Origin of the sequence: Acidovorax sp. MR-S7, assembly GCF_000400995.2 — a bacterium.
In the GTDB taxonomy this organism is placed as follows: Bacteria; Pseudomonadota; Gammaproteobacteria; order Burkholderiales; family Burkholderiaceae_C; genus MR-S7.
Genome location: NZ_DF238913.1, coordinates 14,743 through 27,642, shown reverse-complemented (window position 1 = coordinate 27,642; position 12,900 = coordinate 14,743). Strand labels below are relative to the sequence as shown.

At 65.1% G+C, this 12,900-nt stretch carries 13 protein-coding genes; 5 read left to right on the top strand and 8 right to left on the bottom strand.

Annotated elements, in window-relative coordinates; translation table 11 throughout:
- Positions 1-140 precede the first annotated feature (140 nt).
- Positions 141-506, top strand: coding sequence for an antitoxin Xre/MbcA/ParS toxin-binding domain-containing protein (locus tag AVS7_RS23620; protein WP_234449989.1), 366 nt, complete (start codon positions 141-143; stop codon positions 504-506).
- A gap of 117 nt (positions 507-623) precedes the next feature.
- Here AVS7_RS23620 and AVS7_RS08915 read toward each other — a convergent pair whose 3' ends face one another.
- Positions 624-1,199: an HAD domain-containing protein gene (locus AVS7_RS08915; protein ID WP_020228105.1), complete on the bottom strand. Its 576-nt coding sequence runs from the start codon at positions 1,197-1,199 to the stop codon at positions 624-626.
- Positions 1,200-1,353: 154 nt separating this feature from the next.
- Here AVS7_RS08915 and AVS7_RS23615 point away from each other — a divergent pair, with 154 nt between their 5' ends.
- Positions 1,354-1,803 (top strand): HAD domain-containing protein, encoded by a 450-nt coding sequence (locus AVS7_RS23615; protein ID WP_024001212.1) that lies wholly within the window; start codon positions 1,354-1,356, stop codon positions 1,801-1,803.
- A 175-nt stretch (positions 1,804-1,978) separates the two neighbouring features.
- On the opposite strand, the gene AVS7_RS08910 is transcribed toward AVS7_RS23615, so the two are convergent.
- The 6 genes from AVS7_RS08910 to AVS7_RS08885 form a co-directional block, all read right to left on the bottom strand.
- Positions 1,979-2,482 carry a copper chaperone PCu(A)C gene (locus tag AVS7_RS08910; RefSeq protein ID WP_020228104.1) on the bottom strand — a complete coding sequence of 168 codons (504 nt, stop codon included), beginning with the start codon at positions 2,480-2,482 and terminating at the stop codon, positions 1,979-1,981.
- On the bottom strand, positions 2,482-3,717 hold the full coding sequence (locus AVS7_RS08905) for a hypothetical protein (protein WP_034690400.1): 1,236 nt from the start codon (positions 3,715-3,717) through the stop codon (positions 2,482-2,484). The genes AVS7_RS08910 and AVS7_RS08905 overlap by 1 nt, the downstream gene beginning before the upstream one ends.
- A 1-nt stretch (position 3,718) precedes the next feature.
- Complete coding sequence (locus AVS7_RS08900; RefSeq protein ID WP_024001211.1) at positions 3,719-4,918, bottom strand: methanobactin export MATE transporter MbnM; 1,200 nt, start codon at positions 4,916-4,918, stop codon at positions 3,719-3,721.
- Positions 4,918-5,853, bottom strand: coding sequence for an MbnP family copper-binding protein (locus AVS7_RS08895; protein ID WP_020228101.1), 936 nt, complete (start codon positions 5,851-5,853; stop codon positions 4,918-4,920). Before AVS7_RS08895 ends, AVS7_RS08900 begins: the two co-directional genes overlap by 1 nt.
- An 88-nt stretch (positions 5,854-5,941) precedes the next feature.
- Positions 5,942-6,352 carry a DUF2946 family protein gene (locus tag AVS7_RS08890; protein ID WP_144425066.1) on the bottom strand — a complete coding sequence of 137 codons (411 nt, stop codon included), beginning with the start codon at positions 6,350-6,352 and terminating at the stop codon, positions 5,942-5,944.
- Between the two features lie 472 nt (positions 6,353-6,824).
- Positions 6,825-7,187, bottom strand: coding sequence for a hypothetical protein (locus AVS7_RS08885; RefSeq protein WP_034690398.1), 363 nt, complete (start codon positions 7,185-7,187; stop codon positions 6,825-6,827).
- Between the two features lie 155 nt (positions 7,188-7,342).
- On the opposite strand from AVS7_RS08885, the gene AVS7_RS08880 reads away from it, so the two are divergent.
- From AVS7_RS08880 to AVS7_RS08870, 3 genes are all read left to right on the top strand, one after another.
- The gene (locus AVS7_RS08880; protein WP_024001208.1) at positions 7,343-7,705 is read left to right on the top strand and encodes a DUF2946 family protein; all 363 of its coding nucleotides are present in this window, start codon (positions 7,343-7,345) and stop codon (positions 7,703-7,705) included.
- A 122-nt stretch (positions 7,706-7,827) separates the two neighbouring features.
- On the top strand, positions 7,828-9,954 hold the full coding sequence (locus tag AVS7_RS08875; RefSeq protein ID WP_020228097.1) for a TonB-dependent siderophore receptor: 2,127 nt from the start codon (positions 7,828-7,830) through the stop codon (positions 9,952-9,954).
- Between the two features lie 12 nt (positions 9,955-9,966).
- Positions 9,967-11,472, top strand: a complete 1,506-nt coding sequence (locus AVS7_RS08870; RefSeq protein WP_020228096.1) for a hypothetical protein — start codon at positions 9,967-9,969, stop codon at positions 11,470-11,472.
- A gap of 139 nt (positions 11,473-11,611) precedes the next feature.
- On the opposite strand, the gene AVS7_RS08865 is transcribed toward AVS7_RS08870, so the two are convergent.
- Positions 11,612-12,811 (bottom strand): tyrosine-type recombinase/integrase, encoded by a 1,200-nt coding sequence (locus AVS7_RS08865; protein WP_020228095.1) that lies wholly within the window; start codon positions 12,809-12,811, stop codon positions 11,612-11,614.
- Positions 12,812-12,900 lie beyond the last annotated feature (89 nt).

The following is a 12,900-nucleotide window of genomic DNA, read 5'->3' as shown; positions in this document are numbered from 1 at the left end:
GAGCCCTACATCCTGTCGGATTTACATCAACCTGACTTCTATCGATGGCATGCACCGGCCGCGCCGTGGGCAGGTCATTGCTGGCCCATTCGGCTTGCTTCACCCGGCAGTTCTTTGCGGCCGACGAGTAGCATGTAGGCATGCCGAAGAAAACACCACAGAAACATCGGTTGAGCCCAACGTACCATGCTTCGAGTGAAGACCGGGCTTGGCTTGATATGGCGCCTGTAGGCCGCGAATTCGGAAGCCCGGACTACGAGCGATTGACGGCTCTGGATCAAGCCGCCTTCGCAGCCTTCCAATCGTGGGAGCAGGTGCGCAAGTGGCTGGCCGCACCAAACTCTCAGCTTGATGGAGCTTGCCCAGAGGACGCGGCGCGCAGCCCCGATGGATTTAGCAAAGTCATGGCAATCCTGGTAGTAGCTGGTGGTCGTGTCAGTGACGACTTCATGCGCGGAATTGAGAGTTTGCCTGCTCAGGAACGAGATAGGCTCACGGGAATTTAGTAACGCCTAAATGGCATTCGCAGAGTAGCTGTGCACTCGTCAACACGGGATGACGGGACGCATACGGCGCAACTGCCCGGAGCTTTCGAGCACTTCGTGAGGGCTCGGGCTCAAGCCTTACGCGACCGCACTTTGCTGCAGCTTGTGCCGCAGCTCACGCCGGACTTCCGGGTTGGAAAGTCCGGTAGTGCCCTCACAAGCTACCAAGTTGCCGATGACGAGCGGAGGCCAGTCCTCGATGTCATCGTCCAGGGCGATCCAGTGGCGCGGCTTTCTCCGCTGCACGTCTGCCAGGATCTGCATGCCTCGCGGGGTGCTGCGGAACGACGCCAGGTTCCATGGATCGGCTCCATGGACGCGCTTGTGGTACGTGCCGCCGATGAATCGCGCGCGCAGTTGCTCCGGCAGGCGTTGGAGCGTCTTGGCATAACCCGGGCGGATGCACCAGGTGCTGCTCAGCACCAGGGCCACGGAGGGGTGCGAGGCGAGTTCCTCTTCCAGAATAGGAAGCCACTCAAACAGCGCATGGTCTGGAGCCTCGTATGGATTCATGTAGATGCCGCGATGGGGGTGCCAGAGCACAGATTCGTGGTGGACCACACCGTCGAGGTCCAGGTACAGAATCACATCTGCGCTGCGGGGGGTGGAGGCCGGGATGTAGGGGGCAAGGGGGCCTGCTGACATGGTTGCCATGGGCACATTCTCATGCAGTAACGCCAGCAGAGCATTACTCGCAGGGGTCTGATGCTTGAAGGCTGGCATCCAGTCGATTCCAGCATTGGAGTGGTGTGCGAGAACGGGGGCGTGCTGCTCACTGTCGGTCTGAGTCCCTCCTTATACTGTTCACGTGCGTACGATTTTTCTGGATTTTGATGGGGTGACGCACCCCGAGTTCTGCCACGAATCCAGGCACTTCTCCTGCCTGCCTTTCTTCGAGCAGGTGCTGCGCAGAGTGCCTGACTGCGAGGTGGTGATCAGCAGTACGTGGCGCCTGCAGGTACCGATCAATGGCCTGCGCGTCCGCTTCTCCCCGGACGTGGCGCACCGGGTGGTTGGCGTGACACCACGGTTCTGCGAATTGGAGAATGTTCCCAATTCTCTGCTGGGCTATGAGCGAGAGGCTGAATGCAATGCCTGGCTTCGCACCAATGATCGTGCGGTGTTCCCTTGGCTGGCAGTCGATGATCGGTCTTGGCTCTACCGCCCATTCAATCCATCCTTGTTCCTTGTGGATGGCAAGACTGGCCTGACAACCAATACAGCAGAAGAACTGATCAGTCGATTGAGCAACCTGTAGTTCAGCAAAAAGCGCCTGCCAAGTGGTATGAAGCCATCGGTCCGCCAGCGCCATTGAGGTGCCTTGGATGCTCTGGCGGTGACGTCACAACACTTATGGGTGGCAGGCGTAAAAACTCCAGCGGTTGGGTGCAAGGGGGCCGCTGCCGACCCATCTCAGGCCAGGCCGCATGGCCTCAGTGCTGGTGCCCGCCCGTCGCGGCGCCCGCCCTGGGCTGCTGGACCCACACCTTTACCTTGTGCTCGCCCGCTTTCTCGAACTTCAGGGTCAGGTCGAAGCGGTCGCCGACAGCCAGCGGCTGCCGCAGGTTGACGAGCATGAGGTGCCAGCGCTGGCCGTGCCGCAACTGGACCTCCTGCCCCGCTGGCAGGTCGATCGCGGGCACCTCGCGCATCCGCATGACGTTGCCGTCCATGGTCATCTCGTGCAGTTCGACCCGCTCCGCAGCCTCTGTCGTCGCACCCAGCAGCCGGTCGGCACTCGCCCCACGGTTGCGTATGCTCCGGAAATAGGCCGCGCCATTGGGTGCGCCCGCCAGGGAAGGGGTGGCATAGGGATGGTCGATGACCAGGCTGCCCGCCCGAAAATCATGGGCATGGGTGCTTGCCGCCGCAACGAGCAGGGCGATGGCGGCCAGCGAGCGCAGCGCGAGCCGCCGACCGAAGTATTCCGAGTGCATTACCAGTTCCTTTCAAATAGTGGTCCCGGCGTCCAGAGCGCCCGCAAGGCCAGCACGGTGCTGCCCTTGCCCGCGACGCGCTCGCGCGCCGCTTCCAGGGTAAAAAGCCAGCCCGCGAACGGCCGCCAGCCCGCCATCGCGGAAAACCGGCGCGATGGGTCGTTGGGCAGCAGGCTGGCATCCGCCGCCACCAGGGCCGCGCCCGGCCCGCTCACGCTGTTGGTGTTCCTGAGCCATTCCTGGCGCACGCCGAAGTCCCATTGGGCGCTGGGCTGCCAGACGGCCTCGATCCACCCGCCCACGGCTTTGCCCCGGTAGGCGGTATCGCCGTTCTGCGAATAGAGGCTGCCGCGCTCACGGCGCAGCAGGCCCGCCCCGGACAGCGTCACGCCCTGGATCGGCGTCTCCCAGGTGGCGCTGGCCCCCGCCAGGTCCACCGTGCCGTCAAAGCAGGTGATGTCGCGCAGGCTGGCGTTGCACTGCGGCGCGGTGTGGATGTGGCCCGTGTTGCTGCGCTGGACGTAAGCGCCGCGCCCTTCGGGCCGGAGGCGGCTGTAGAAACCGTCGATGACCCAATCGGCCCATGCCGCGCGCACGTGGAGGGTGGGCGCCCAGCGGGTGTTCTCGCTGCCGGGGAAGGTCCTGGCGCGCCACAGGCCCACATCGACGGCCTGCAGCCATTCCCAGGCGCCTTCGAGGTGCGGGCGCCACGCGGCGTTGAGGCCGTCCTCGATCCAGTCGCCATTGAACAGCGCGCGCTTGGCCAGCGGCGTCTGCGCATAGCGGTCGAAGTGCCCGGCGTTGCCGATCACCGGGCCGAGTGGCATGCGGCTGCGGCCACCGCCCAGCGTGAGGTCCGATGCCTCGGAGGCTCGCGCCTCGACCCATGCGGACTCGACGTGCGCTCGGTCCTTGCCGTGCCAGCCCACGGCCACCGCAGCGCCGAGTTGCGGCGCGAACCGCGCGCCCAGCCCCAGGGTGCCGTGCTCCAGCTCCCATCCCCGGCGGTCGGCGGGCGTGTCGCCCAGGCCCAGCACGCCCGTGAGGCGCGGTGCCGGTGCGCTCTGGCTGGAATGCAGGTAGCTGACGGCCGCCGCCGCGTCGACGCGCAGCCCGTTGGCTTCGGGAATGGACGAGTCGCCTGTGTCATGGGCCAGCACGGCCTGCGCGCCCGACAGCGCCAAGAATGCGACCCAACTGGCGCGGGATCGCCGTGGTGTGAAGTGTGAAGCCATGCTACTGCGCTCCTGCGGCCGCAAAGGGGTCGGCCAGCTTGGGGTTGGTGAGCAACTCGTGATCCGTCAGGGACTTGAGGAAGGCGACGATGTCGGCGCGCTCCTGTGCGTCCAGCGAAATCTGGTTGATGAAGTCGTTCTTGTTCGGGTTCGCCCGCCCGTCGCCCGCATGCGGCCCGGAAGTGATGTTCCTGCCGCCCGCCGCATAGAACTCCAGCACCTCCTCCAGGGTGGTGATGCTGCCGTCGTGCATGTAGGGGCCGGTCACTTCCACGTTTCTCAGGCTGGGCGCGCGGAACTTGCCCATGTCCTTGACCAGTTGCGTCAGCTCGTAGACCCCGCGATTGGGTTCGGGAAACGCCCCCGTGCCGCCGATGTTGTAGAGCCCGGTGTTGTGGAACGGCGTTTCCACGATGCGGCTGCCCGCGTGCACGATCTGGTCGTTGAAGTTGAAGCTGCTGTGGCAGTGGAAGCACTCGGCCTTCTCACCAAAGAACAGGTTCATCCCGCGCTCCTCGGCGGCCGAGAGCTTCGCGGTGCCTTTGAGGTACTGGTCGTACTTGCTGTTGCCCGACAGGATGGTGCGCTGGAACGATGCAATCGAGTGGATGACGTTGCCCCAGGTGATGGGCGCCTGCTGGCCGGGAAAGGCTTTGGCGAACCGGTCCGTGTAGCCTCCGTCAGCCGCGAGGCGCGCGAGGATATCGGCCTTGTTCCCGTCGTTGACGCCCATTTCCACCGGGTCCGTTCCGAACAGCGGCGTTTCCATCTGCTTTTCGAGCGTGACCAGCGAGGGGTTCGCCCAGGTGAGCGTGGCGTTGTAGACCACGTTGGCCAGGCCCTGTGCGTTGCGGGGGTGGAACTGGCCGGTCGAGCCCAGCGAGGTCGTCAACCCGTCGGTGAACGCCTTGGACTGGATGTGGCAGCTGGCGCAAGCCTGCGTGCCGTTGCCCGACAGGCGGCGGTCGTAGAACAGGAAGCGGCCCAACTCCACTTTCTCGGAGGTGAGCGCATTGGTCTCGGGCACCTTGGGTGTGGGGAAGAAGGATGGCAGGGCCCAGGACCAGCTCGCGCTGCTCCCGGAGCCGTCGGTGACGGAGGTTCCCCCTCCGCCGCAGCCGCCCAGGGCCAGCGCCCCGGACAGGCCGAGCAGGCCGACGGCTCGGCGCGCCATCCGCCGGGGCGAATGGTCGCGTGCCATCACTTGGCCTCGGTGCGGAACACGGTCTGGCCGTGCCCGTCGTCAATGGGCTTGCCGGTGACCAGGTCCAGCTTCATGGCCTTGTAGATGGGCTCGCACTCGGGGTCGGTGGCGCCGGACATGCAGCCCGGCGCGCCGCCCAGGTCGGTCCCCAGGTCGGAGCCTGCGTAGAGGCCCGCTAGGTCCAGCACGATCTTCTGGGTGGCGGTGTTGAACTCGTGGAAGTGGAAGTCCATCCGGTTCGGGCGGGCGCAGCTCACCGTCTCCCCGGTGACGGGGTTGCCGGTGCACCCCGTCGAGCCCAGGTGGACGTAGAAGGTGCTGCCGGGCGCGGCAGGCGCGGGGCGTGCGACGCCGCCCTGGGGGTTGACCTCGATCTGCGCGAACTTGCGGCCCGCCTGCCAGGACCAGGCCAGCGCCTGCACGTCCATCGGCTTGGCGGCCACGGCGTAGTCCGTGTGGTTCAGGCTGGCGGGCACGCCCACGGTCAGCTTGACGCCCTTGTAGGTGCCCGCCGGTACGGTGCCCTTGATCTGGAAGTTGGTAGCGCTGGTGCCCGCGTCCGCGCAGGCGCCCTTGGCGTCTTCCAGGTCGATCAGCGCGACCTCCTTGGTCTGCCAGTCGTTCACGTCCAGCGTGACGGACACCGGTTCGTCCTTCTCGTTGAGCAGGGCCACGTTGCTGACGTAGAACCGCAGGTCGTGCAGTTCGGCCGTCACGCCGCCGGTTCCCAGCCCGGTGATGGGCGTGCCGCATTGGACGTTCTGGCTGCCCGCCTTGGCGGCAAAGTCGATGGTGATGCTTTGCGGGCCGGTGGGCGCCGGGGCGGCGCTGTCGCCGCCACCGCCGCCGCCGCAGGCCGCGAGGATCAGGGGAATGGCCGCGACGGCGGTGAGCCGCGCAGTGGCAGGGGTGGTGAATGGATAGTGTTTCATGGCAGTTTGTTTTTCAGTTGCCCGGACAGGGGCGTGATGGGTCGGCAAGGCTCCTTGCAGGAGCGCTCGCCAGGGGAATGGGGACGGGTCAGGAATGCCGCAGCGGCGGGGCGCGCGGCGCTGAGGTGAGGATGACCCGTGCTGCTGTGGCGCACGGCACCGGGGCCGCGCGGGGCGGCACCTGGAATCTGCGGGGCGGGGCAAAGCACAGGTCGTCCCGATGGAGGTCCACGGGCGCATCGCCGACGAAACGGCACAGCGGGCAATGGGGCGTGCCGTCCGGGCTGTCCGATGGCGCCGTCTTTTGGACCTCGTCGGTGGAGGCCGCCGCTTCCAGGCTCACCCAGCGCACACCCTGGTTGGTGCAGACCTCGACCATGGCGGACCGGTCCGGCCCCTTGATCAGCACCAGCGTGGCCGCCAGCGCCGAATGCAGGCTCACGAAGGCCATCAAGGCAATGAGCCAGGTCGCCAAGGGTCGAACGTACCGCCGCTTCATGCGGGCCTCATGCAAAACAGATTGCCATTGTCACGAAGCTAGTGCGAAGCTGGAACGCGCTCTGAAATGACCGGGTACAAAGCCATCCGCCCCGTGTGGTGGACGGCATCGTGGCCGTATTCACCCGGCGGTAGTTCGTGGCTCTGCGCATTGAGGACGGCTAGCGCATAGGCCGACCCGAGGGCCGCCAGGTGCAGCAGCACGAAGCATGCGATGAAAAGGCCGCGATGAGGCTGCGGCGGAAAGAGGCCAAGGGATCGATATGGACTGTTCACGGGACACCGGAATCGTTGTGTGATCAAGGCGCGGGACAACGCCCACGCACTGCGCCAGACATGCGGACCTCTCCGACAAAGGATGTCGAACCCTGCAGCGCGGCAGGAACCATGTGGGAGAAGCCGGCAGGAGAGGGAACTGCTCAAGAGCCGGGCGCTGGCGCGCGGCGGATGCAGGCCTGTCTTGCTGCCTGGATTCAGCTAACGAGTGCTGGAGGCCCGCGAGGGGGCAGCGGCGCGCCCACAAGCGCCGCCATCCTGGCCGCCACGACTGGCTTCAGGGCATGCGCGAGCGGTTGCTGGTGCACTGCGGTCTGTGGCTCGCGCGGAACGTTCGTGGCGACATTCAGGCACAGGGAGCAATCCAGCGTGTGATGCTCCATGCCGGTGGCCGCGTCGTCTTCGCCGACCACGACCAGTTTCACCGTGTTCGCGGTGGAGCAGACGATTTCCATCGCTTGCGGATGGACGATCGGTGATGCCACGGCTACGCCCAGCGTCAAGACGAACCACGCCAATACGAGGCGGGCCAGAATTGAAGATGAACGCAACCGGTGCATGGGCCGATTATCGCCGGGTAAAACCATCCTGAGCGAAATGTTTCTTTCGAATGGCTTTGGCATGCGCTCCAAGGGGATAGCGCACGGCTGCCGTGCAGGCCCACATTTGCGCGGGCGCAACGTGTTCCGCAGACGTTGGCCGATAATCCTCCGCCATGAACCGCTTGCGAACCATGAACTTCCTAGGCCGCCTCGTGCTGGCCTGGTTCATGGCCACGCTCGCGGTCGCCACTGCATCGCCGTTGGCGAAGCCGGTGGACATGCATGTTGTCTGCACCAGCGCGGGCAGCGTGTTGATCGTTGGCGACGTGAACCAGCAGGGCAAGGCGTCCGGCCTGCACTCGACGCTGGATTGCCCGGCCTGCCTGAGCTTCCTGCCCCTGCCGCCGCCGGAGACCTGGGCGGCCGCGGCCGCACCGTTGCCGCAAGCGGTGGTAGTCGAATGGCGCTCCGATGCGCCGCTGCCTTCCACGGTGAGGGCGCCTCTTCCTCCGCGGGGACCTCCGGGCCTGGTTTGAGTTCCTGCATCCAGGCGTGTTCATGCGCCGGATGCTGATCGTCCTGGCGCCGCTTGCCGTGCCAGGAATACCTTGTTCTCCTGCGGCCAGGCCAGCGTCCGGCCGCGCATCCCCGTACTCGCATGCCTACCCCGAAGTCCCGCGCCTTTCGTGGCGCCTTTGCCGTCCCTTTCCTCACCCCGCTGCTGGCCGCTCAGCCAGCGCTGGCGCAAACGGCGGCCACGCTGCCGCCCGTCATCGTCACGGCAGATCCGTCGCTGCGCCTGGAGCGTGCCACCTCCACGGGCTCCAACCTCGACCTGACCCCGCTGCAGACGCCTGCGAGCATAGAAGTCATTGACCGGCAGCAGCTCGAATCACGCGGCGACGCCACCGTCATGGACGCGATCACCCGCGCCACCGGCATCTCCAGCATGGGCCACCCGGGCAACAGCGGCAGCGCGCTTTCGGCACGCGGCTTCACCGACGCGACTTCCATCATGCGGCTGTACGACGGCACGCGCCAGTACGGCAATGTGTCCGTGAGCTTTCCATTCGACACGTGGTCGGTGGAGCGCATCGAAGTCCTCCGCGGCCCGGCCTCGGTGATCCATGGGGATGGCGCGATTGGCGGCGTGATCAACATCGTCCCCAGAAAGCCGACACGCGGTCCCATCCGCAGCGAGATCCAGGCCACCGTGGGCACGGACGGCAAGCGCGCCCTGGCATACGGCAGCGGGGGCAGCATCAGCGACGTGCTGTCCTACCGGCTCGACGTGAGCGGAGACCGCTCGGACGGGTGGGTGGCGCGCGGTGACTCGCGCAATGTGAATTTCTCCGGGGCCGTCCAGCTGGACGTGTCTCCCGACCTGCAGGTCAAGTTCAGCCATGCGCAGGGCCAGCAGAAGCCCATGCGCTACGCCGGTATCCCGATGATCAACGGAGGCTTTCCGCAAGCCATTCGCGAACAGAACTACAACGTCCTGGACAGCGCCATCGAATACCGCGACCGCTGGAGCGAGCTGGCGGTGCAGTGGACGCCGAATGCGGGCACCCTGGTGCGCAGCAAGCTGTACCACATCGGCAGCGACCGGTACTGGCGCAACACGGAGGCATTCACCTACAACCCTGCCACCGGCCTGATCGACCGCGCGGACAACACGGAGATCGGCCATGACCAGTACCAGGTGGGCAATACCACCGATGCTTCCTTCACAGGCAGGCTGTTCGGCCTGCCCAACCAGGTGTCCGTGGGTTTCGACATCAACAAGACCTCGTTCCAGCACACCAACAACACCTACGCCGGCACCTCGCCGTCGGTCGATCCCTTCGATCCCGTGCCTGGCTACTACAGCAGCCCGTTCCTATTCATTCCCCGCTACCGCAACCGTGCGGAGCAGCACGCGCTCTTCGCGGAAGACCGCATCGAGATCAGTGACCGGCTGTCGCTGGTCGGCGGCCTGCGCTACGACAGCGCCCGTGTCGATCGGCAGAACCTGATCGCAGGAACGCAGGATTTCGCGAAGACGTACTCCAGCGTCGGGGCCCGCCTGGGGGCGGTGTACATGGTCCGGCCGGACACCTCGGTCTACGGACAGCTCTCCCGCGCCGCAGACCCCGCCCGATCGCTCATGTTCATGACCGCAGCGAACAGCGTGTACGACTTCACCATGGGCCGCCAGGTTGAAATCGGCATCAAGCAGTCGATCCTGGACAAGAAGGGGGAATGGTCCCTGGCGGCGTACCACATCGCCAAGAAGAACCTGATGACCCGGGACAACGCCAATCCGTCGCTGTGGATCCAAGTGGGACAGCAATCGACCCGGGGCATCGAAGGGGCCTTGTCTCTTCCGGTGGCCAGCACGGTCCAGCTGGATGCCAACGTGGCCCTGCTCAAGGCCCGCTACGATGATTTCACCGAATCGGTCGGCGGCGCGGCCGTCTCCCGGGTCAGGAACGCCCCGCCCAACGTGCCCAAGCGCCAGGCGAACCTGTGGCTGGGATGGAAGGCCTTGCCCGGCTGGACGATCTCGGGCGGGCTGCGTTACGTGGGGGAGCGGTTCGCCAACAGCGCGAACACCATTCTGCTGCCTTCGTACACGACGGCCGATCTTGCGGTGCAGTGGCAGGTGCGGCCCGACACCACGCTGACGCTGCGCGGTGCGAATGTATTTGACCGGTACTACTTCACTACCGCGTACTACAGCGGCACCCAGTGGCTGGTCGGTGAGGGCCGCCGGATCGAATTGACCGTGAACCACAAATTCTGACGGAGCGTGCGCATGTGGAGCAGCGCACACGCCAAGCGCTTCGTGTACCTGTTTCATCGCTGGAGCAGCATCGGCTTCTGTGTCCTGATGCTGCTGTGGCTGGTGAGCGGGGTCGTGATGCTGTTCGTGGGCTACCCCAAGCTACTCTCCCAGGAAAGGCTGGGGGCGTTGCCGCCGCTGGCGGTGCCCGGCTGCTGCGTTCCCGCGCAAACGGCGTTGGCGCAAAGTGCCGATCCTGAGAGGGTGCGATCCTTGGCTCTCACGAGCATTCGCGGCCAGCCTGTTTACCGGATCACGGAGGGTGATGGCAAGCTGCGTGTGGTGGATGCAACCACCGGCCGCCGTCTCCCGCCGCCTGACGCAGCGGCCGTCTTGGGGAGTGCGCGGGCTTTCCTGCCCAGGGCCGGTGCCCGGATGGCCGGCCAGGTTGAAGATGACCGTTGGTCGCATGGCCGGGCCTTGGACCCCCATCGCCCGCTTTTCCTAGTGCAGATGGATGACGCACAGGCCCATCTTCTGTACGTGTCCTCGGCCACGGGCGAAGTCGTGCTCGATGCGCCACGGCATCAGCGGCTGTGGAACTTCGTGGGAGCCTGGCTGCACTGGCTGTACATGTTCCGGGCCGGCTCCAGCGATCCTGTCTGGACCTGGCTGCTGATCATCCTGTCGGCGGCGGGAACGCTCAGCGTGATCGCCGGGGCGGCAGCGGGCATCTGGCGTTGGCGGTTCCGGGAGCCCTACAAAACGGGAGACCGGACTCCCTACCGCAAGGCGGCCATGCGGTGGCACCACATCACCGGCCTGGCATTCGGAACCATGATGATCCTCTGGATGTTCAGCGGCCTGATGTCAATGAATCCGCTAGGGATGTTCAATGCTGCACATGGCCGCCCCGACGTGGCGGCCTATCGCCAGGGAACGCCTGGAATCTCGCTCGCGACGTTCTCCACCCAGGATGCGCTGGAACGGCTGAACCGGACGGGCTTTCCCGCCAGCGAGCTGGAATGGAAGGTCGTTGGCGGACTCCCCTACATCCTGGCGCGCAGCGCGTCTGGCGGCTCGCGTGTCATCGTGGATGCAGTGGGCGGCTGGACCGTGAGGGAGCAGTTGCCGCGCGCACACCTGCTGTCGGCCGCCGCCCGCCTGCGCCCGGGAGGGTCCATGCACACCGAGGTGCTGGAGACATACGACGCCTACTACTACCCGCGCCACTCGGCGTCGATGTACGCCGACCGGGAAAGGCCGTTGCCCGTGCTTCGATTGAAATTCGGGGACGAGGGCCGAACGACGGTCTACCTGGACCCTGCAACCGGGGATGTGGTCCACAGCGCCGACAGCACCCAGCGCACGGGCCGGTGGCTGTTCAATCTCCTGCACAGCTGGGACCTTCCTGCCATGCTGGCTGCGGGGGCCGCGCGGGAGGCGAGTTTGATCGCGCTGAGCCTGGGCGGTCTGCTCATCGCAGGAACCGGTGTCGTGATCGGTTACCGGCGGATAAGGTTCAAGGTCCGACGCTAGGTCAGCCGTCCCGGGGCAGGGTTACAGGGTTTTGGCGCAGGTGTTGGAGTCAATCCCCAGCGCGCAGGAACGCTGGCGGTGTGGATCTGCTTGGATCTGACTGCCACGATGGCGAGGACTGGCGAACGATCTTGTCGCCTCAGGAAACCGACCATCCCAGCTTGTGCAGGCTGGAGGTCTGGTCGTGGCGCCGATCGTCCTCTGTATGGACGTAGATGCTTGTCGTGGCAATGTTCGCGTGTCCCAGGTTGTCACGCACGGCTTTGAGATCCATGTTGTCGCTTTGATGGGTCCCCGCCGTGTGACGGATCCAGTGGGCAGAGGCTTGCTCCACATGAGTAGCTGCCGCTTCGTGATCAGGGCCAAGCGCCCGCAGGCGCACGGCAGTTTCGCGAAAGACATTCTTGACTAGTTCGTGCACGCCACTGCGCCCCATGGGGCGGGCACCACCAATGAGCGGCACCAGCAACGGAAGAGCATCGCCCTCGCGTGGAAGCGGTGCCAGATCGTTCGCTTTTCGGTAGCGCATCAGTTCCGTTATCAGTTCGTCGGTTGCTGGGATCACACGGCGTTTTTCCCCCTTGCCAAGGATCTCCAGCCACCAGCGCTCCCGACCGTCAGCCCCTCGCCGCCAGTAGAAGTCGCCCATGGAGCTGCTGCAGACCTCGGAGATCCGCAGGCCACCGATGTAAAGGAGGGAAAAGAGCCAGCGATATCGGGCTGCCTGCCGTGCAAGGCGTGGCGTGTCCGTGGGAAGGGACTCGATCGTTGCGCGAACCTGCGCCCAATGCTCTTGCGGCAGGAACCTGCTGGTCTTGGTTGATCTGGATGTGGATTTGCGGCGCCGCAGGGCAAGGGGATTACCTGCCAGATATCCAGCCTGAACCAGCCAGTTGAAAAGGCTGTTCAGGATGGACAGCGCCTGGCGCTGGCTCTGCCGGTCTAGTGGCTTGGCGAACGGACGCCAGTGGGGCGAGGACCTAGGTGCCTTCTGGGCGATCTGCATGACCCACCGGTCGGCTGGCTGTGGATCTTCCAAAAAAGTCTCGTAGGCCAGGAAATCTTCGTGGGTCAAATCGGACAAGGCCTTTCCGTGCTGGTGCACACACCAAAGCAGCAGCCTTTCCGCCTCCTTGCGATAGCTGGCCAGCGTGGCCGCTGAATCCTTGTACCGCGCCAGCCAGGCCAAAACAGCAGAGCGGTCGTCACTGGCCGCAACCTGAGGCAGGCCCTGAGCCCGATTGCGTCCACGCTCTCCGGACAGGTGCAGGGGTAGCAACAAGCCGTCCAAGGGCTCAAGATGCGCGAAAACGGACGTAGCGACAGTCAAACTGCTCATGGCGCCAATTCTATGGACATTAGAGTAATTATGTCCAGAGATTAGAAATAAATTCAATAATTCATACGTTATACGTTGTATTATTTAAA

Coding starts and splice junctions, on each gene's coding strand:
- AVS7_RS08905 (WP_034690400.1), bottom strand. CDS start 3,717: ATGGCTTCACACTTCACACCACGGCGATCCCGCGCCAGTTGGGTCGCA.
- AVS7_RS08865 (WP_020228095.1), bottom strand. CDS start 12,811: ATGAGCAGTTTGACTGTCGCTACGTCCGTTTTCGCGCATCTTGAGCCC.
- AVS7_RS08875 (WP_020228097.1), top strand. CDS start 7,828: ATGCCTACCCCGAAGTCCCGCGCCTTTCGTGGCGCCTTTGCCGTCCCT.
- AVS7_RS08885 (WP_034690398.1), bottom strand. CDS start 7,187: ATGCACCGGTTGCGTTCATCTTCAATTCTGGCCCGCCTCGTATTGGCG.
- AVS7_RS08880 (WP_024001208.1), top strand. CDS start 7,343: ATGAACCGCTTGCGAACCATGAACTTCCTAGGCCGCCTCGTGCTGGCC.
- AVS7_RS08895 (WP_020228101.1), bottom strand. CDS start 5,853: ATGAAACACTATCCATTCACCACCCCTGCCACTGCGCGGCTCACCGCC.
- AVS7_RS08890 (WP_144425066.1), bottom strand. CDS start 6,352: ATGAAGCGGCGGTACGTTCGACCCTTGGCGACCTGGCTCATTGCCTTG.
- AVS7_RS08900 (WP_024001211.1), bottom strand. CDS start 4,918: ATGGCACGCGACCATTCGCCCCGGCGGATGGCGCGCCGAGCCGTCGGC.
- AVS7_RS08870 (WP_020228096.1), top strand. CDS start 9,967: ATGTGGAGCAGCGCACACGCCAAGCGCTTCGTGTACCTGTTTCATCGC.
- AVS7_RS08910 (WP_020228104.1), bottom strand. CDS start 2,482: ATGCACTCGGAATACTTCGGTCGGCGGCTCGCGCTGCGCTCGCTGGCC.
- AVS7_RS08915 (WP_020228105.1), bottom strand. CDS start 1,199: ATGGCAACCATGTCAGCAGGCCCCCTTGCCCCCTACATCCCGGCCTCC.
- AVS7_RS23620 (WP_234449989.1), top strand. CDS start 141: ATGCCGAAGAAAACACCACAGAAACATCGGTTGAGCCCAACGTACCAT.